The sequence below is a fragment of the Massilia sp. CFBP 13721 genome (genome assembly GCF_014842025.1).
Lineage (GTDB): Bacteria > Pseudomonadota > Gammaproteobacteria > Burkholderiales > Burkholderiaceae_D > Telluria.
The window spans coordinates 45879-63059 of sequence record NZ_JACYUY010000019.1 but is presented as its reverse complement, the minus strand read 5'-3'; the positions used below and the strand labels follow the sequence as shown (position 1 = coordinate 63059).

Sequence of the window (17181 nt, the reverse complement as noted above, 5' to 3'; positions counted from 1 at the left end):
TGCGCTGGAACCCGTTCTCAAGCTGAGATATGATGCAATTTTGCAATCTTTAATTCCAGCAGGCGCGCCCAAGAGCAGCAATATCAGCGGCAACGGCAATACCGGCAAGGTCAGCAATATCGGTAATTTGGTCGAGTCAGCAATATCGGCAAGAGCGGCAAGATCAGTAAACGTGCGTTGATCGCCTATGCGGGCCGCCTGCCTGTCACACGATCCCGCCATTCACCCGCAGCGTCTGCCCATTCACCCATTCCCCCTGCGGCCCGACCAGGAAGGCGACCGTATTAGCGATATCTTCCGGCGTGCCGAGGCGCTCGAGCGGCGCCGCCTTGGCTAGGCGTTCCACCAGTTCCGCCGGTTTGCCGTCCAGGAACAGATCGGTCGCGGTCGGTCCCGGGGCCACTGCCGTCACCGAGATGCCCTTGCCGCGCATTTCCTTGGCAAAGATGTTGGTCATGGTTTCGATTGCCGACTTGGCCGCCCCATACACGGCATAGCCCGGCATGGCGAGACCTATCGCGCTGGTCGAGAAATTGACGATGCGCCCGCCATGGCGCAGGCGCGTGGCGGCCAGGCGCAGCATGTTGAACGTGCCGCGCGTGTTGATCGAAAAGATGCGCTCGTACAGGGCGTCGTCGGTGTCGGCCAGCATGGTGGTGCCGGGCTGGATCACGCCGGCGTTGTTGACGACGACGTCGACGCCGCCAAACGCGTAAACTGTTTCCTCGAACAGGCGCGCGCAATCGGCCGCCTGTGCGACGTCGCCCTGCAGCGCGATGGCTTGTCCACCGGCCGCCGTGATCTGGGCTACCACCGCCTCGGCGTCCGCCGCGCGGCTGGCGTAGTTGACCGCGACCGCATACCCATCCTGCGCCAGGCGCAGCGCGATCGCGCGCCCGATGCCGCGCGAGGCGCCGGTGACGATCGCCGCCTTGTTATCCGGTGCTGCCATGTGTTCTCCTTGTTCAGTTCCACTTGGCTGCGCGCCCGCCAATGCTGTAGCGTCCCGCGCCGAGCAGGGCCAGCGCGATGGCTGCAAACAAGTACATCCCTTGCAGTTCGAGCGCCCAGCCGCCGCTCCCGCTCATCGTGAAGAATTCCCTGGTATGCACCAGCAGGATGGCAACCACCATGTTGCCGGCAACGATCAGGGCCGCCAGGCGCGTCCACACGCCCACCAGGATCAGCAAGGGCGCCACCACTTCGCCCACGTACACCAGGTAGCCGATCGCCTCCGGCAAGCCCATCTTGCCGAGCATGCCGGTGATGAACCCGACGCCGCCGAACAACTTCGAGACGCCATGGAACAGCAACAGCAGCGCAAGCGTGACGCGCAAGACCAGCCGCCCGAAGTCCTCGCGCGCGTTGTCGATGGTGCCTGCGTGGTGCATGTTGGTTTTCATGGCAAAACCTCCCCGCTGCAGTGGCGCTGTTAGGTGGGTGTCAAGGTCCGCCGGCCAGCACCTTGTCCGGCGTGATCGGCGTACTGCGGATGCGCTTGCCGGTCGCGTGGTAGATCGCATTGCTGACCGCTGCCGCCACGCTGACCAGGCCAATCTCTCCGACGCCCTTGGCGCCCAGGCGGCTGACGATGCGGTCATCCTCTTCGACAAAGATGACGTCGATGTCGTGGATGTCGGCATTCACGGCCACGTGGTATTCGGACAGATTGTGGTTCATGAAACGCCCGAAGCGGTGGTCGGTATGGCTTTCCTCGTGCAGCGCCTGGCTGATACCCCAGACCACGCCACCGACGATCTGGCTGCCGGCGGTCTTGGTGTTCATGATGCGCCCTGCCGCCACCGCGCTGACCACGCGCGTCACGCGCACCACACCGAGGTCCTCGTCGACCCGCACTTCGACGAACACGGCTGAATGCACCATGCGCCGGAACTTGCGCTGTTTCAGGATGTTCGGCAGCATCAGGTATTTTTCCTCGATGCGTGCGCGCCCGGCGCGCCCGACGATGGTGCCGAGCGAGATGAAGGTGTTTGGATCTTTTTTCAGGCGCAGCACGCCACCCGCGAATTCCACGTCTTTTAAGCGTTTGTCGCGGAACGGCGAATCGGCCGCCGACTGCGCATAGCGCAGCAGCGTCAGTTGCAGCTTCTCGCACACGCCCGCTACTGCCGAACCGACGGTGGCCACGTGCGACGAACCGCCCTCGATCGGCGCCGCCGGCAAGGTCGAGTCGCCGAGTTGGAACGTCACACGCTCCAGCGGCAAGCCCATCGCTTCGGCGGCGATGGTCGCCATCACGGTATAGGTGCCAGTACCGATGTCGGTGGCGGCGCTCGATACCACCAGGCTGCCGTCGGCATGCATGACGGCGCTGGCGCGCGCGAACATCTGCATCGCATCCCAGACCCCGGTCGCCATGCCCCAGCCGACGTATTCGGTGCCCTCCTTGCGTGCGCGCGGCGCCAATGGCCGCTGCGACCAGCCGAAGCGTTCGGCGCCCTGCTCGTAACAGGCGCGCAATTCCTTGCTCGAATACGGCTGGTCGTCGATCGGCGCGCGCTCGGCGTAATTCTTCAGGCGCAGCGCCAGCGGGTCCATGTCGAGCGCATAGGACAGCTCGTCCATCGCCACTTCGAGCGCATGCATGCCGTGCGCGGCGCCGGGGGCGCGCATGTCGATCGGCGTGTACTGGTCCAGGCTCACCAGTTTATAACCGAGCTTGATGTTGGCGCAGGCGTAGAGTAGGCCCGACCAGTTGACCACGACCTCGACGTAATCCTCGATCTGCGAGGTCTCGGCGATCGCTTCGTGGCGGATCGAGGTAAGCGTGCCGTCGCGCTCGGCCGCGAGCTTGACCCACTGCAGCGTCTCCGGGCGGTGGCCGAAGCTGAACATCTGCTGGCGCGTCAGTTGCACCCGCACCGAGCGTTGCATGTGGAGCGAGGCCATCACGGCCAGCGTCAGCTGGTATTGCGGACGCAGGCCGGAACCGAAGGCACCGCCGACGTACGGGTTACGCACCGTGACCTTGTCTTTTGACAGGCCGAACACGTGCGATACGTACCAGCGGCTGTTCTGCGAGCTTTGCGTCTTGTCGTAAATGGTGAGATGGCCATCCTCGTCGCGGATCACGGTCGAGGCGAACAGCTCGAGTGGATTGTGGTGCTCGACGCCGTGGTAGAACGCGGCCTCGATTTTGACCGGGGCGGCGTGATAGGCCTTGTCGGCATCGCCCTTTTCCGGCGGCGGCGGCTCGTAGCCCGCCTTTAAGGGCCGCGGTTTGTAGGCGCGGTCCAGGTTCGCACTCAGGCGGGTGTCGTGGTCCTCTTCCTCGTAGCGCACGCGCACCAGCGCCGCCGCGCGCCGTGCCGCTTCGAAGGTTTCGGCCAGCACCAGGGCCACCGGCTGGCCGCTGTAGATGATGCGGTCGTCGTAGAGCGGGCGGAACGGGGATCCCGCCGGCGCCGTCATGTCCTTGTAGGCGATGTCGAAGGAGCGTACCTTCGGGCGGTTCAGGTGGCTCATCACCTCGACCACGCCCTCGATCTGCATGGCCTCGAAAGTATCGATGTCGCGGATGCGCCCTTTGGCGATGGTGCCGCTGACGACCACGCCGTACAGCATGTCGGTCGCGCCATATTCGGCGGCATAGCGGGCATCGCCCGTGACCTTGGCGCGGCCGTCGACGCGCGCCACGGCGCCGCCGGTGACGACCCGGCCGGTGCCCGGTTCGGCGACGGGCGTTTTCAGTTCCTGGATCAGGTCAGTCATTCGGTTCTCCGGTATTGGGAACGGTGCCTTGCACCGCGGTCTGCAGCGCGCGCACGATGGCTTTACGGGCCAGCCCGATCTTGAAATCGTTGTGGCCCTGGCCGGCGGCGCCTTCCAGCAGGACGTCGGCCACGCGCCCGAACAGGGCTGGATCTTCCTTCTGCCCCGCCAGCAGCGCTTCCGCCTCTGGTTTACGCCACGGTTTATGGGCGACCGATCCCAGTGCGATGCGCGCGCTGCGGATGACGCCATCGGCGCCGATGTCGAGCGCCGCCGCCACCGACACCAGTGCGAACGCATACGACAGGCGCTCGCGCACCTTGATGTAGGCCGAGTGCGCCGCATAGTGCTGCGCATCCGGCAAGCTCAGGTGGGTGATCAGTTCGTCGGCTTCGAGCACGGTGTCGTACTGCGGCGCGTCGCCCGGCAGGCGGTGGAATTCACTGAATGGGATTGCGCGTTGGCCGCGCGCCGATTCGACGTGCACGGTCGCCTCCAATGCGGCCAGCGCCACGCACATGTCGGACGGGTGGGTGGCGATGCAGTGCTCGCTGGCGCCGAGGATTGCATGCTGTTTGGTGATGCCGCCGATCGCGGAACAGCCGCTGCCCGGTTCGCGCTTGTTGCAGGGCGTGCCGACGTCGTAAAAATAATAGCAGCGGGTCCGTTGCAGCAGGTTGCCGCCGTTACTCGCCATGTTGCGCAGCTGTGGCGACGCGCCAGCCAGGATGGCGGCTGTGAGCAGCGGATAGCGTTTGCGCACCAGCGGGTGATACGCCGTATCGGCATTCCGGGCCAGGGCACCCAGGCGCAAGCCATCGCCTTCGCTCTCGATCTTGTCCAGCGCCAGGCGGTTGATGTCGACCAGGCGGCTCGACACCATGACGCCCTCTTTCATCAGGTCGAGCAGGTTGGTGCCGCCGGCAATGAAACGCACGGCCTCGCCGGCGAAGCTGGCGTTGCCGGCCACTTGCGCCAGTGCCGCTTGCGGATTGTCGGCCTGGGAAAAAGTAAACGGGTTCATGCCGGCACCGTTCCGGTCACGACCGGGCGTTCGGCATTGTCTCCGCCGTCGATGCCGGCGATGGCGCACACTGCCTTGCGGATGCCGGGATAGGCGCCGCAGCGGCACACGTTCCCGCTCATCAGTTCGCGCACTTCGGCGACTGTCTTGGCTTGCCCTTCGTTGATCAGGCCGATGGCCGAACAGATCTGGCCGGGGGTGCAGTAGCCGCACTGGAAGGCATCGTTGTCGATGAAGGCTTGCTGCATCGGGTGCAGCTTGTTGCCCTCTGCAAGGCCTTCGATGGTGGTGATCTCGCGGCCATTCTGCATCACGGCCAGCGTCATGCAGGAATTGATGCGCTTGCCGTCGACGAGCACGGTGCAGGCGCCGCACTGGCCGTGGTCGCAGCCCTTTTTGGAACCGGTCAAATCGAGGCGCTCGCGCAGCAAGTCCAGCAAGGTCACCCAGGCTTCGAGTTCCATGTCATGTTGCTGGCCGTTGATGCGCAGGGTGAGCGGATAACGCTCGGGAGCGGTCATGGTGAATCCTTTCTGGATGGTGGCGGCGTGCTGTGCAGGCGGCGTGGGACGGCCGGGAATGCTGTTGTCATTCCATTACGACCATCTTAGTAGCAAGCACTTGGTGACCGGCGCACAATAGCCGGGAGAACGCGGGTGTGCCGTTAGCTGCGCATGCTCAGGCCAACTGGCTGGCCAGGTCGAACTCGTCGATGAATTCGAGCAGGGCGCTGAGCGCGGCCGGACGGTGGCTGCGGCCGGGATAGACGGCGTAATAGGTATTGTCGAGCGGCGGGCATTGCGCCAGCACCAGCTGCAGGCTGGCGTCGGCCACGGCATCTCTCACCATGAACCAGGGCAGCAGCGCGATGCCGGCGCCGGCCAGGCACAGCCCGCGCAGGGTATGTAAATTGTTGGCGCGCAGCGGCGCGCCGCCAGCGGCTACTTGCACTACCTTGCCCTCGCACTGCAGCGGCCAGTGCGGCAGCACGTCGTGCAGCAGCAACTGGTGGCGCGCCAGCTGCGCCGGGTGCTCAGGTATGCCATGCGCCGCCAGGTAGGCTGGAGCGGCCACCAGCACGCGCCGCACCGGGCCAATGCGGCGCGAGACAAACGAGGAATCGGCCAACTGGCCGGTGCGCAGGGCGAGGTCGATGCGTTCGGCCACCAGGTCGAGGTGGGCGTCGGTGATCACGCAGTCGACGGTAACGGCCGGATAGCGCGCGTAAAACGCGGCCAGCAGCGGCGGCAGCAGCAGGATGCCCGAGGCTTGCGGAGCCGTCAGGCGCAGGTGGCCGGCCGGCTGGTCGCGCAGGCGAGAAATCGCCGCGTCGGCGGCGTGCGCCGCGTCGAGCATCGTCTGGCAGTGGGACAGGTACAGCTGGCCGGCGGCGGTCAGGCTGAGGCGACGCGTGGTCCGGTGCAGCAGCCGTACGCCAAGCGTGCTTTCGAGCTCGGCCACGCGCGCGCTGACGGTGGATTTTGGTAAACCGGCGACGCTGGCGGCGTGGGTAAAACTGCCGCTGGCGGCGACCTGCACGAACAGCGCCATGGCGTCCAGTTTCATTGTTCACCCCGGTGGATAGTCTTTCCGGATTATAACGACTAATCATCGTAATCCAGAGCCGCTACACTGGGCCATGTTCATTCAATAAGAGGTCACCATGAAAGCCATCGCCGCCTACGCATCCCTACCCGCCTCCGACGCCAATGCGCTCCAGGACGTCGTTCTCCCCGACCCGGTCGCCAGCGGCCACGACCTGCTGGTCGAAGTCCATGCGGTCTCCGTCAATCCGGTCGATACCAAGCTGCGGCGTGGCTTGCCGGCCGCAGGGCAGGCCGAGCCGAAAGTGCTGGGTTTCGATGCCAGCGGCATCGTGCGCGCCGTCGGCCCGGCGGTGACGCTGTTCAAGCCGGGCGACCGCGTCTGGTATGCCGGCGCCATCAACCGTCCCGGCAGCAACAGCGAATTGCAGCTGGTCGACGAGCGCATCGTCGGGCGCATGCCGACCTCGCTCGGCTTTGCCGAAGCGGCGGCGCTGCCGCTGACGGCGATCACCGCCTGGGAACTCCTGTTCGACCGCCTCGGGCTGGAGTTCGGCGGCCATGCAGGCGAAAAACTGCTGGTGGTCGGTGCGGCCGGCGGCGTCGGCTCGATCCTGGTGCAACTGGCGCGCCAGCTGACCGGCATTACCGTGATCGGCACCGCCTCGCGCCCCGAGACGCGGGAATGGGCGCGCATCTTCGGCGCCCAGCACGTGATCGACCACAGCACCCCGCTCGATACCGCCCTGCTGGACGCCGGCCTGGGCGAAGTCGACTACGCCATCAGCCTGACCCACACGGATAAACATTTCAGTGCGCTGGTGAATGCCATCAAGCCGCAAGGGAAACTCGCGCTGATCGACGACCCGGAGCCGATCGACGTGCGCCTGCTGAAACGCAAAAGCATTTCGCTGCACTGGGAGCTGATGTTTACGCGCTCGCTGTTCACCACCCCGGATATCCAGGCGCAGCACCGGCTGCTGAACGAGGTGGCGCAACTGGTTGACGACGGCCGCATCCGCACCACGCTGGCCCAGAACATGGGAGCGATCAATGCCGAAAATCTGCGCCGTGCCCACGCCTTTATCGAAAGCGGCGCAGCCAGCGGTAAGGTGGTGCTCGCGGGGTTTTAAGAGGGCGATTTCAGGCGATTTAAATTGTCTTTTGGCATTTATTGTCCAAAGAAAAAATTGCCTGAAAATGCAGCAATTAAACGGTATTATTGTTTATATAGTTTATATAAATTAAACGATATATATTGTATGTTTTAGTATCTGGCGCCGGGGCTGGTGCTGCCTGGCGCCGGGCAGTTTTCCGTGATCATCGCGTCGATGCTGCGTTGATGGTCCGCCAGCGTCGGCAAGCCGATCCGTTGGCGGCGTGCCTCGACGCGCGCCGGGTCGTCCAGCGGGTAATAGTCCCAGCTGCAGGCGTCGACCTGGCGTAGCTGGGTGCCATAGCGCTGCGGGCGCCCTTCCCTGACGGCCAGGCGGTCCGATGCCGCGGCGAGATGGGTCATGGCGGCTTCGCCGTCGAGGGCGGCCAGTTCCAGCTGGCGCACAGCCTGGCGCTGCAGCGGCAGATCGTCGCTCCTCTGCTGGACGATCAGCCAGGCCTGGCGCGCCGCCTCCGCCCCTTCGACGCTGCGCCGCGGCCAGCCGCAGGCCGCCATCAGGACGCCCAGGCGCGCGCCGTTGTGGTGCTCGACCAGTGCCAGCTGGGCCAGGTGGCGCGCCGCCTGCGCATCCCCGGGCGGCGCCAGCACATCGACCCGGCTGCGCACGGCGTCGGCGGCTTCCACCATGGTTGCCAGTTCCTGCGCATAGGTGGTGCACTCGGGCGCGGCCTGGGCTGCCGGCGCCAGTGCGGCCGACAGCGCAGCCATCACCTGCACTCTGCGAAGACATTTCATCGTTTCGTTCTCAAAAAAACAATGAATAAAGCGTAGCATAAGCCTGCGCCGGGACAACCCGGCATTTGTCCCCAGGGAGACCCTTATGAAAGCGCCTGCATTCCTGTTGTTGTTGCTCGCCGCCCTGCCCTCCCAGGCAGCCGACATGAGCGAGGATGCGCTCTGGCAAAAGCTGCGCGGCGGCGGCGTCACGGTCCTGATGCGCCATGCGACGACGGTGCCCGGCATCGGCGACCCGCCGGGTTTCAAACTGGACCAGTGCCCGACCCAGCGCAACCTCTCCGAACGTGGCCGCGCCGATGCGCGCGCCGTCGGCGCCGCCTTCCAGCGCCACCAGGTCACGCCCGGCGCGGTCTGGTCGAGCCGCTGGTGCCGTTGCCTGGACACCGCGCGCCTGGCCTTCGGCCGCGTGCAGCCCGAGCCGAGCCTGGACTCGATGTTCGAGGACGACGCCGGTGCGTCATCCGCGAAACTGCGTGACTTGCGTGCGCGCCTGGCCGCACGCACCGAGACCACGCCGCTGGTGCTGGTCACCCACGACGTCAACATCCGCGCCCTCACCGGACAGTCCTTGGCGCAGGGAGAAATGGTCTTGTTGACACAGCGTGATGGCAAGCTGGCGGTGCTCGGGCGCCTTCCAGTACCAGCCGCGGAGAAAGCGGCGCCGTGAATACTCACATGCGCGCGCGCGGCCGTTTCAGGCGTAGAATCGGCACGGCAGATTGATGAGAACACCTCATGGGAGACCCGTCATGAAACGTTTACTGTTGCTTGCCGCCGGGCTATTGTTCAGCGCCGGCACCCTGGCCCACCACGGCTGGAGCGAATACCAGGCCGACAAGCCGCTCGACCTGTCCGGCACCATCGAGCAAGCCGGCTACGAACAGCCGCACGGCTTCGTGCGCCTGAAAACGGCCGACAAGACGTGGCTGGTGGTGCTGGCGCCGCCCTCGCGCATGGAAAGCCGGGGACTGGCGCGCGAAAAACTGGTGGCTGGCCAGAAAGCGAGCGTGCACGGCTATCCGCACCGCAGCAAGGGCGATGAACTGCGCGCCGAAAACATCACGATCGACGGCAAGAAGGTGGAGCTGCGCTGATGGCGGGTGACGCCGGCATGCTGCAGGCGTTGGCAGAGACCCCGTTGTCGGTGGCGATGCGCGAAGGCGCCTGGCTGTATCCGATCGTCGAGATCGTCCATATCGCCGGCTTCGCGGTGCTGGTCGGCAGCGTCGTGCTGTTCGACCTGCGCGTGCTCGGCTGGGCGCGCACGCTGCCGGTGGCCGCCCTCGGTAATCACCTGCTGCGTTGGGCGCTGGCGAGCGTGCTGCTGGTGCTGCCGGCCGGTTTATTACTCTTCAGTGCGCATCCGGTCGAGCTGGCCAACAATCCCGCGTTTATATTAAAACTCGTGCTGATTGCCCTGGCCGGCCTGAATGCGCTGGCGTTCCACATGCTGCCGTATCGCAGCGTCGCCGGCTGGGACCGCGATCATGCGGCGCCGCCATTGGCGCGCTGCGGCGCCGCCCTCTCGATCCTGCTCTGGCTGGGGGTGATCAGCTGCGGCCGCTTGCTGGCTTACTTGTAGACGCGCCTGCGGCTCGGCCTGCTGCATGCTACAGTGATCGTCCCGAATAACCGCATCCGTGCCAGCATGCTGAAACCCGCCGCCGCCCTCACCGCATTCGTCCTCGCAGGCTGCGCCTGCAATGCCGCCGTGGCGGCCATCCCCGTCTACGGCTTTATCGTCAAGAACACCTATCCGCACGATCCGCAGGCGTTTACCCAGGGACTGTTCTTCCGCGACGGCCACCTGTTCGAAACGACGGGACTGACCGGCCGCTCGACCCTGCGCCGTCTCGACCTGAAAACCGGCAAGGTACTGCAAAAGACCGACTTGCCGAACGACGTGTTCGGCGAAGGATCGACCGCCGTCGGCGACAACATCCTCGGCCTGACCTGGCAATCGAAGACCGGCTATGTGTTCGACGCCAAGACGTTCACCATGAAAGGCAAGTTCCCCTACGAAGGCGAAGGTTGGGGCCTGGCCAGCGATACGAAAAATGTCTACATGAGCGATGGCAGCGCCAGCATCCGCGTGCTCGATCCGGGCTCATTGAAGGAAGTGCGGCGCGTGCAGGTGACGGCCGAGGGCAAGCCGATCGACTCCCTGAACGAACTGGAAGTCGTCGACGGCGAACTGTATGCGAACGTCTGGGGCACCGACATCATCGCCCGCATCGATCCAGGCTCGGGCAAGGTGACCGGCTGGATCGATCTGACGAACTTGCTGCCGCGCGAAAAACGCGGCACCAACTCGGCCGACGCCGTCCTGAACGGCATCGCCTACGACGGCAAGCACCGCAAGCTCTACGTGACCGGCAAGTTCTGGCCGAAACTGTTCGAGATCGAGTTGGTGCGTTTCGAAGGTAGATAAACCGAGGGCCGGTGATTATCCCACCACCGAAATCACCACCTTGCCGAAGTGCGAACCCGATTCCATGTAGCGATAGGCTGCCTTCGCCTCGTCGAAACCGAACACGCGGTCGACCACCGGCTTGATCTCGTTGATCGCGGCAAAGCGCATCACCTGCTCCAGCATCAGGCGGCTGCCGACGAAAATGCCGACCATGCGCTTGGCGCCGCCGAGTAGCGTCGCCGGATTGACTTCGCCGCCAAAGCCGCTGACGCCGCCGATGATCGCCACGCTGCCGCCCATCGCGCAGGACGCCACCGAGCGGTTCACGGTGCCCTGCCCGCCCACTTCCAGCACCACGTCGGCACCCACCCCGTGCGTCACGCGCAAGACTTCGTCCTGCCACTCGGGCGTGGTGCGGTAGTTGATGGTGTGGTGCGCACCGAGTTCGCGGGCGCGCTGCAGTTTCTCGTCGGACGACGAAGTGATGATCGTGCGCAGCCCGGCCGCGCGCGCCAGCTGCAGGCCCAGCACCGAGACGCCGCCGGTGCCCAACAGCAGCACGGTGTCCCCGGGTTTGATGGCATTGCTCGACTCGAACAGCGCATTCCAGGCGGTGACGCCGGCGCAGGGCATGGTCGACGCTTCGACATAGTTCAACTGCGGCGGAATTCTGACCAATGCCTCTTCGTGCAGCACGACCTCCTCGGCCAGCATGCCGTCGATGTCGCCGCCCAGCGCATGGCGGATTTTACCGGGCGACGTGCGCCCATCCTGCCAGTGCGGGAAGAACGAACCGGCCACGCGGTCGCCCACCTGCAGCCGGCTCACGCCATGGCCGATGGCCAGCACTTCGCCGGCGCCGTCCGAACAGGGAATGATCGGGTCATCCACATTCACCAGGTAGTTGCCGCTGGCAACCATCAAGTCGCGGTAATTCAGCGACACTGCGTGCACACGCACCCGTACTTCGCCATTCGCCAATTCGCGCTGGGGGAAATCCACGCACCGCAAACCGTCGATGTTGTCGCCCGGCAGAATCTGGTAAGCCCGCATCGTGTTCTCCTGGAAGTCGTTCAATAGCAGGCAATTCTACTGCGCGCGCCATGACACGGTGTTCCGTTTGCAGAGCACTACGTCGGCTTGGCCACCATCAGCCAGAAAATCACGACGAACGCGATAAACGCCGGCACCCCCAGCGCAACCCAGGTTTTGAAGAGACGCCAGTACTGCGGCGGCAGGTCGCCGTTCGTGCGCACCGCCTCGGCGGCCAGGTCGCGCAAGCGCATTTGAATCCATACCACCGGCAGCCAGCAGGCGCCGGCCAGCACGTATAAGGCGATCGACCACATGATCCATCTGCTGTGCAGCGGATAACCGGCCAGGTGGATCATGTAAAAACCGGTGGCCGGTTGAATGATGGCGGTGGTGGCCGTGAACACCCAGTCGGCGATCACCACATTGCGGCTGACCACGGCAATTGCGCGCACGTCGCGGCTGATATTCGCAAACAGCATGTACCAGGCCGAGCCGATGCCGGTACCGAACAAAAAGGTCGACGACAGGATGTGCAGCCATTTAACAACGACATACTCCATTATTCCTCCAGTTCATACAGCAGCCAGATCGCCGCCAGCATCGGCAAATTTTTCGTTAGTGGTCCGTACGGGTGCAGCAGGAACTCGGGCAATTTGAACGCTATCACGACCGTATAAAAACCAATCAAACCCAATTGTGCGAGCCATAGCCAGCGCCGCCGTGGCAGGAAAGCGATGCCGAGACCGAGTAGCAAATCGAAACTCGCGGCGCCGTACAGCATCAGCGGCTGCAGCGCCGGCGGGATGCCGGTGCGCGCCAGTAGCGCATAGCTGGCCTCGACCGGATACAGGCCGAAGGAGACGATGGCGGTGGCGATCCAGACCGCGACAATGCTCCAGCGCAGCGTCGGCAGCAGCCAGCCGAGCTTGGCGAGGGTGCGCTCGGCGCGCGGGTCGGTAATGAAAGCGGCGATCGGCGCCGGCGCGCGGCCCAGCAAATGGGTGATGACGGCGGCGTCGCCGGTATTACCGCGGTCGAGCATGCGCAGCGCGTCTTCGTCGAGCAATGCGCCCGGCAGCCAGCGTCCGGCCTTGGCCAGCAGGCGCGCCAAGGGGCCGGGCAAGGGCAACACCCATTGGCGTCCTGGGATCCCCAGCGCGCTGCGCAGGCGTGCCAGGTAGTCGCTGAACGGCAGCGCCTCGGGGCCGACCAGGGGAACGCGCATGGCGGTGCTGCCCGGCGCCAGCGGCAGGCGGTGGCGCAGCAGGGCGACGATGGCCGCCACCACGTCGTCGACGTGCACCGGCTGCACCAGCTGCGGCGCACTGCCGAAGCGCACCGACAGCGGCATGCTGGCCAGGGTTTTAAAGACCGCGGCGCTGGCGCCCTCCTTGCCGTAGACCAGCGAGGGCTGGACGATGTAGGCGCGCAGCGGCAGCGAGGCGAGGTAATCGTCGGCCGCCTTTTTCGACAGGTGGTAGCGCGTGTCGGCCTGCGCGTCCGCTCCCAGCGCGGACAATTGGATCACCATGCGCACGTCGTCGGATTCGGCGCAGGCCGCGAACAGCGCGCGCGGGGCCAGCACATGCAGGCGCTCGAAGGTTTGCCGGCCCGACGCGCGGAAAATCCCGACCGTGTTAATGACGGCCTCGACCTTGGAAAGGCGCGCCAGCCAAACCGATTTGTCGGTATCGTTGGCGAAGTCAGCATGCACATAGCTCAGGCGCGGGTCGCTGCTTTCTTTGGGCTTGCGCACGGCGCAGACGACGTGGTGGCCTTCGGCCAGCAGCGCCTGTAACAGATGCTGTCCAATGAAACCGCTGGCGCCGGTGAGCAAGATCCGCATGCAATTCCTTTACCGACCGATTTATCGAGTCATGACAAGTTAGCGAGGACGATCACTATGTCAGATTGGAACACTTCATTACAACGCGGCCTGATCGGCGGGGCCGCATCGAGCATCGTCTCGACCGCCGCGCTGGCCCTGCTCGGCCGTTCCGAGGCCGGCAGCGCCTATGCGCCGACCAATGCGGTCAGCCACTGGATCTGGGGCGACGAAGCGGCCGAGCACAACGGCTTTTCGCTGAAGTACACGATTACCGGCTACCTGATCCACCACGCCAGTGCCACCTTCTGGTCGGTGCTGTTCGAAAAGCTGGCCGGCGAAAAGCTCGACCGCAAGGATCTGCGCGTGACAATGGCCGCGTCCGCCGCTGCCTCGGCGCTTGCCTGCTTCGCCGACTACAAGCTGACGCCGCAACGCCTGCAACCCGGCTACGAAAAACGCCTGTCGAAAAAATCGCTGGCCGGCGTGTACGCCGCCTTTGCCGTCGGCCTGGCGCTGGGCGCGATCGCCCTGCGCAAGCGCTGACAGCCGTGCCAGTCTAGAACAGGCGAGGAAATCGTGCCGCCCTATATTTATGTGCTGCTCCTGCATGGCGTGCTGGGCTTTCTCGACATCGTCGTCAACCACGAGCTGCTGGCGAAACTGCCGAAGCGCGGCGACGCCGCCCCCGAGGAAGCGCTGCACGCCGCGCGCGAAACGATCTTCGCCAGCCTGTTCGCCTGCCTGGCCTGGTACGAATGGCATGGCGCCTGGGTCTGGTGGATCGGCGCGCTGCTGCTGGGCGAGGTGATCGTCTCGACGCGTGACGTCATCGTCGAGGGCGACACGCGCATCTTGCCGACGTCGGAACGGGTGGTGCATCTGCTGATGTTCATCAGCCTCGGCATCCTGATCACCCTGGTCGCGTATGCACTGGTGTGGTGGCATGGCGCGCCGACGGCGGTCGTGCGCGTCGATTACGGCTGGGCCAGTTGGGTGCTGACGGCGATGGCGGTGCTGTCGTTCGTGTGGGCCGTGCGCGATGGCGTCGCGGCCGGCAGGCGGCGAACGATCGCGGCGGCGTCATAAAGGTATCGGAATAAAAAAAGCGCCCAGGAAAAATCCCGGGCGCGTTTTATTTCATGAGCTTCAGAACGCGTAGTTGGCGCGTGCGTACACAAACCGGCCCGAACGGCCGAACGGCGAATAGTTCGAGAATGGCGTGTTACCGGTCGTGTTCAGCGCCGGCGGCAGCGTTTCCGGGTACTGGTCGAACACGTTGTCGGCGCCGAGCGCCAGCGTCATCTTCGGCGTCAAGGCGTAGCGCGCCTCGAGGTCGACGATGGTTTTCGCGCCCAGCTGGAAGTCGAGGGCGGCGGTCGTACCCGGCGTCATGGTTTTGCCGTAGCGGGTAGCGCGCGCGGTGGCGCCCCACTGCCCCAGTTTCCAGTTGAGATTGGCGCTGAACTTGTTCTTCGGCTGGCCTTCCTCGATGGCGATGATGTTGACGCGGTCGAACAGCACCGGCGCCGGGTTCAGGGCCGCCAGTTGGGCCGTGACCGGGGTCTTGGTGACCTCGGTACTGTTGAAATTAGCCGCCAGCGTGGTGTCGAAGCGCCCGGCCGCGCCGGCATTGACTGGCCAGTTCATGACGATGTCGACGCCGTCGGTGGTGGTGTCGACGCCGTTGATGAAGAAGCGCCCGCCGCCGACGCCGATAAACCCCTGGGACACGATGTAATTGCGCACGTTCGGCTGCAACAGGTTTTCCGACAAGACGATGCGGTCGCGGATTTTAATCCGGTAGGCGTCCACCGTCAGGCTGACGCGGTCGAAACGCAGCACCGCGCCGAGCGACAGGTTGACCGATTTCTCGGCGTCGAGCGGCTGCGCGCCGAGCGCCACGGCCACCGGATCGGTCGGCTTGAAGGTGGTGATCTCGTAGGGCACGCCATCGACGAAATTGGTGGATGTGGAGGTGAAATTCTGCTGCTGCGGCGACGGCGCACGGAAACCGTTCTGCAGCGAACCGCGCAGGGCGAAGCTTTTACTGAAATCGTAGCGGCCGGCGATCTTGCCGGCCAGGCTTTCGCCGAAGTCCGAGTAATGTTCGGCGCGCACCGCGACCGAGGCCAGCAGTTGCGGGGTGATGTTCGCTTCGAAGTCGACAAAGGCGCCGACTGCGGTGCGGTGGGTGTCGATCTCGTTGGAGGGACGGAAGCCCGGGAACACCTGGGCGCCCGGCGCGGCCGGAGTGCCGTTGGGGAGCACCTGGCCGCCGTAGCGGTAAGAGTCCGGTTCGCCGGCGAAGAGTTCATAGCCTTCGCGCCGCACTTCGGTGCCGACGGCGATGTTCAGCGGCGACGACAGGCCGGCGACGTCGAGCGTGCGCACGCCGGTCAGGTTGAACACCAGCTGGTCGTAGGAAAAGCCGCCGGCGTCGAATTCGGTTTTACTGGACGGGCCGATCGAGCGATTGAGCGTGTTCTGGATCTCGAACTGCATCTTGTTCTTGCCGTAGCCGAGCGACGTGTCCATGTCCCAGCTGCCCAGCGACCAGGTCACGCCGCCGGTGAGACTGAAGTCGTCCACGGTGGGGGCGATCACCGGCAGGAAGCCGTCCGGATAGATCGCAGGGATGTTGCGCGCATCCTGGGCCGGGCGGAAATAGCCGGAGGAACGCGCCTCCCTCTTCTGGTAGCTGGCCCAGCCATAGACCTTGACGCCGTTGCCGAGGTCGTTGCCGGCGTTGGCGAACAGGGTCGTTTGCTGCATTTCCGGGTCGCCGTACCAGGCATTGAAACGGTCGATCGTGTTTTCGCGCGGGTCGAACGTGCCGTTCGCCAATCGCGGGTATTGCTGGCGCACGTCGTAGCCGCCGCGTTCGGTGCGCGACTGGTCCTTGTATTCGGCAGCGATGGTCAGGTGGCCGGTCTCGCCGATCGCTAAACCCTTCCAGGCGCTGACGGTGGCGCTCTGCCCATCGGTGCGCTCGCGCGAGGCCGGGCCGGACCAGGTGCCGCCCGCCGGCGTGACGTCGTTGAACAGGTCGTATTCGGTAAAGCGCGCGCCATAGGTCACGCTGGCTTCGCCGCCGTCGCGGTCGTTGCGCAGGCGCAGGTTGATGACGCCGGAGATCGCATCGGAACCGTACTGGGCGGCGGCGCCGTCGCGCAGCACTTCGATGTTTTTGACGATCGCGGTCGGGATCGTGTTCATGTCGACCGCCGCCGAGCCGCGCCCGACGCTGCCGTTCAGGTTGACGAGCGACGAGCTATGGCGGCGCTTGGAATTGACCAGCACCAGGGTCTGGTCGGGCGCCATGCCGCGCAGGGTGGCCGGGCGGATGGTGTCGGTGCCGTCGGTGAGCGAAGGACGGGGGAAATTCAGGGACGGTAAAGCCACCGACAGCGCCTGGTTCATCTCGGTGGTGCCGGTGTTTTTGAGGGTCTCGGCCGAGATGACGTCGACCGCGGCGGCGGTGTCGAGCGCGCTGCGGTTGGCCACGCGCGTGCCAGTGACCACCACGGTGGCGGCGCTGCCTTCGGTGGCGGTGCTGTCCTGGGTTTGTGCCTGCGCTGCGCTTGTGAACATCGCGGCAATGGCCAGGGCCAGCACCGTTTTCTTCGTCGTACTTTGCATTGAATTCCCCTCGCATGATTGAACTGAGCAGTGGATTGCGCACTGCCTGCT

General features: G+C 65.0%; 18 protein-coding genes. 7 read left to right on the top strand and 11 right to left on the bottom strand.

The genetic code is table 11. The features are described from left to right. Window positions 1–205 precede the first annotated feature (205 nt). From IFT60_RS17820 to IFT60_RS17795, 6 genes are all read right to left on the bottom strand, one after another. Window positions 206–952, bottom strand: a complete 747-nt coding sequence (locus IFT60_RS17820; protein ID WP_192053980.1) for an SDR family oxidoreductase — start codon at window positions 950–952, stop codon at window positions 206–208. Window positions 953–965: 13 nt separating this feature from the next. Next, entirely contained in the window at window positions 966–1403 is a 438-nt protein-coding gene (locus tag IFT60_RS17815) for a DoxX family protein (RefSeq protein WP_229510967.1), read from the bottom strand. A 40-nt stretch (window positions 1404–1443) separates the two neighbouring features. Further along, window positions 1444–3732: a xanthine dehydrogenase family protein molybdopterin-binding subunit gene (locus tag IFT60_RS17810; RefSeq protein ID WP_192053978.1), complete on the bottom strand. Its 2289-nt coding sequence runs from the start codon at window positions 3730–3732 to the stop codon at window positions 1444–1446. After that, window positions 3725–4756 carry an FAD binding domain-containing protein gene (locus tag IFT60_RS17805; RefSeq protein WP_192053976.1) on the bottom strand — a complete coding sequence of 344 codons (1032 nt, stop codon included), beginning with the start codon at window positions 4754–4756 and terminating at the stop codon, window positions 3725–3727. The genes IFT60_RS17810 and IFT60_RS17805 overlap by 8 nt, the downstream gene beginning before the upstream one ends. After that, the gene (locus tag IFT60_RS17800; RefSeq protein ID WP_192053974.1) at window positions 4753–5277 is read right to left on the bottom strand and encodes a (2Fe-2S)-binding protein; all 525 of its coding nucleotides are present in this window, start codon (window positions 5275–5277) and stop codon (window positions 4753–4755) included. The genes IFT60_RS17805 and IFT60_RS17800 overlap by 4 nt, the downstream gene beginning before the upstream one ends. A gap of 157 nt (window positions 5278–5434) precedes the next feature. Then, window positions 5435–6322 carry a LysR family transcriptional regulator gene (locus IFT60_RS17795; protein WP_192053973.1) on the bottom strand — a complete coding sequence of 296 codons (888 nt, stop codon included), beginning with the start codon at window positions 6320–6322 and terminating at the stop codon, window positions 5435–5437. A 97-nt stretch (window positions 6323–6419) separates the two neighbouring features. On the opposite strand from IFT60_RS17795, the gene IFT60_RS17790 reads away from it, so the two are divergent. Next, window positions 6420–7433, top strand: a complete 1014-nt coding sequence (locus tag IFT60_RS17790; RefSeq protein ID WP_192053972.1) for a zinc-binding alcohol dehydrogenase family protein — start codon at window positions 6420–6422, stop codon at window positions 7431–7433. Window positions 7434–7567: 134 nt separating this feature from the next. Here the strand turns inward: IFT60_RS17790 and IFT60_RS17785 are convergent, their stop codons facing one another. Then, on the bottom strand, window positions 7568–8212 hold the full coding sequence (locus IFT60_RS17785; RefSeq protein WP_192053971.1) for a DUF6624 domain-containing protein: 645 nt from the start codon (window positions 8210–8212) through the stop codon (window positions 7568–7570). 85 nt (window positions 8213–8297) lie between these two features. Between IFT60_RS17785 and IFT60_RS17780 the strand changes: the two genes are divergently transcribed. The 4 genes from IFT60_RS17780 (at window position 8298) to IFT60_RS17765 (ending at window position 10646) form a co-directional block, all read left to right on the top strand. Further along, window positions 8298–8882: a histidine phosphatase family protein gene (locus IFT60_RS17780; RefSeq protein ID WP_192053969.1), complete on the top strand. Its 585-nt coding sequence runs from the start codon at window positions 8298–8300 to the stop codon at window positions 8880–8882. Window positions 8883–8964: 82 nt separating this feature from the next. Beyond that, complete coding sequence (locus IFT60_RS17775; RefSeq protein WP_192053967.1) at window positions 8965–9309, top strand: DUF6152 family protein; 345 nt, start codon at window positions 8965–8967, stop codon at window positions 9307–9309. Continuing rightward, the gene (locus IFT60_RS17770; protein WP_192053965.1) at window positions 9309–9797 is read left to right on the top strand and encodes a DUF6644 family protein; all 489 of its coding nucleotides are present in this window, start codon (window positions 9309–9311) and stop codon (window positions 9795–9797) included. The genes IFT60_RS17775 and IFT60_RS17770 overlap by 1 nt, the downstream gene beginning before the upstream one ends. Before the next feature lie 33 nt (window positions 9798–9830). Beyond that, window positions 9831–10646 carry a glutaminyl-peptide cyclotransferase gene (locus IFT60_RS17765; RefSeq protein WP_374001150.1) on the top strand — a complete coding sequence of 272 codons (816 nt, stop codon included), beginning with the start codon at window positions 9831–9833 and terminating at the stop codon, window positions 10644–10646. Window positions 10647–10661: 15 nt separating this feature from the next. Here the strand turns inward: IFT60_RS17765 and IFT60_RS17760 are convergent, their stop codons facing one another. The 3 genes from IFT60_RS17760 to IFT60_RS17750 all read right to left on the bottom strand — a co-directional run bounded on the left by IFT60_RS17760 (window position 10662) and on the right by IFT60_RS17750 (window position 13509). After that, on the bottom strand, window positions 10662–11681 hold the full coding sequence (locus IFT60_RS17760; RefSeq protein ID WP_192053963.1) for a zinc-dependent alcohol dehydrogenase family protein: 1020 nt from the start codon (window positions 11679–11681) through the stop codon (window positions 10662–10664). Window positions 11682–11758: 77 nt separating this feature from the next. Further along, complete coding sequence (locus IFT60_RS17755) at window positions 11759–12223, bottom strand: DUF2269 family protein (protein WP_192053960.1); 465 nt, start codon at window positions 12221–12223, stop codon at window positions 11759–11761. Further along, window positions 12223–13509, bottom strand: a complete 1287-nt coding sequence (locus tag IFT60_RS17750) for an SDR family oxidoreductase (protein WP_192053958.1) — start codon at window positions 13507–13509, stop codon at window positions 12223–12225. Before IFT60_RS17750 ends, IFT60_RS17755 begins: the two co-directional genes overlap by 1 nt. Before the next feature lie 57 nt (window positions 13510–13566). On the opposite strand from IFT60_RS17750, the gene IFT60_RS17745 reads away from it, so the two are divergent. Both IFT60_RS17745 and IFT60_RS17740 read left to right on the top strand, forming a co-directional pair. Continuing rightward, window positions 13567–14034 (top strand): hypothetical protein, encoded by a 468-nt coding sequence (locus IFT60_RS17745; protein WP_192053956.1) that lies wholly within the window; start codon window positions 13567–13569, stop codon window positions 14032–14034. A 33-nt stretch (window positions 14035–14067) separates the two neighbouring features. After that, window positions 14068–14577 (top strand): hypothetical protein, encoded by a 510-nt coding sequence (locus tag IFT60_RS17740; protein ID WP_192053954.1) that lies wholly within the window; start codon window positions 14068–14070, stop codon window positions 14575–14577. Between the two features lie 60 nt (window positions 14578–14637). On the opposite strand, the gene IFT60_RS17735 is transcribed toward IFT60_RS17740, so the two are convergent. Further along, window positions 14638–17130: a TonB-dependent receptor plug domain-containing protein gene (locus IFT60_RS17735; RefSeq protein ID WP_192053951.1), complete on the bottom strand. Its 2493-nt coding sequence runs from the start codon at window positions 17128–17130 to the stop codon at window positions 14638–14640. Window positions 17131–17181 lie beyond the last annotated feature (51 nt).

Coding starts and splice junctions, on each gene's coding strand:
- IFT60_RS17750 (WP_192053958.1), bottom strand. CDS start 13,509: ATGCGGATCTTGCTCACCGGCGCCAGCGGTTTCATTGGACAGCATCTG.
- IFT60_RS17800 (WP_192053974.1), bottom strand. CDS start 5,277: ATGACCGCTCCCGAGCGTTATCCGCTCACCCTGCGCATCAACGGCCAG.
- IFT60_RS17735 (WP_192053951.1), bottom strand. CDS start 17,130: ATGCAAAGTACGACGAAGAAAACGGTGCTGGCCCTGGCCATTGCCGCG.
- IFT60_RS17760 (WP_192053963.1), bottom strand. CDS start 11,681: ATGCGGGCTTACCAGATTCTGCCGGGCGACAACATCGACGGTTTGCGG.
- IFT60_RS17805 (WP_192053976.1), bottom strand. CDS start 4,756: ATGAACCCGTTTACTTTTTCCCAGGCCGACAATCCGCAAGCGGCACTG.
- IFT60_RS17795 (WP_192053973.1), bottom strand. CDS start 6,322: ATGAAACTGGACGCCATGGCGCTGTTCGTGCAGGTCGCCGCCAGCGGC.
- IFT60_RS17810 (WP_192053978.1), bottom strand. CDS start 3,732: ATGACTGACCTGATCCAGGAACTGAAAACGCCCGTCGCCGAACCGGGC.
- IFT60_RS17745 (WP_192053956.1), top strand. CDS start 13,567: ATGTCAGATTGGAACACTTCATTACAACGCGGCCTGATCGGCGGGGCC.
- IFT60_RS17770 (WP_192053965.1), top strand. CDS start 9,309: ATGGCGGGTGACGCCGGCATGCTGCAGGCGTTGGCAGAGACCCCGTTG.
- IFT60_RS17815 (WP_229510967.1), bottom strand. CDS start 1,403: ATGAAAACCAACATGCACCACGCAGGCACCATCGACAACGCGCGCGAG.
- IFT60_RS17790 (WP_192053972.1), top strand. CDS start 6,420: ATGAAAGCCATCGCCGCCTACGCATCCCTACCCGCCTCCGACGCCAAT.
- IFT60_RS17785 (WP_192053971.1), bottom strand. CDS start 8,212: ATGAAATGTCTTCGCAGAGTGCAGGTGATGGCTGCGCTGTCGGCCGCA.
- IFT60_RS17820 (WP_192053980.1), bottom strand. CDS start 952: ATGGCAGCACCGGATAACAAGGCGGCGATCGTCACCGGCGCCTCGCGC.
- IFT60_RS17780 (WP_192053969.1), top strand. CDS start 8,298: ATGAAAGCGCCTGCATTCCTGTTGTTGTTGCTCGCCGCCCTGCCCTCC.
- IFT60_RS17775 (WP_192053967.1), top strand. CDS start 8,965: ATGAAACGTTTACTGTTGCTTGCCGCCGGGCTATTGTTCAGCGCCGGC.
- IFT60_RS17755 (WP_192053960.1), bottom strand. CDS start 12,223: ATGGAGTATGTCGTTGTTAAATGGCTGCACATCCTGTCGTCGACCTTT.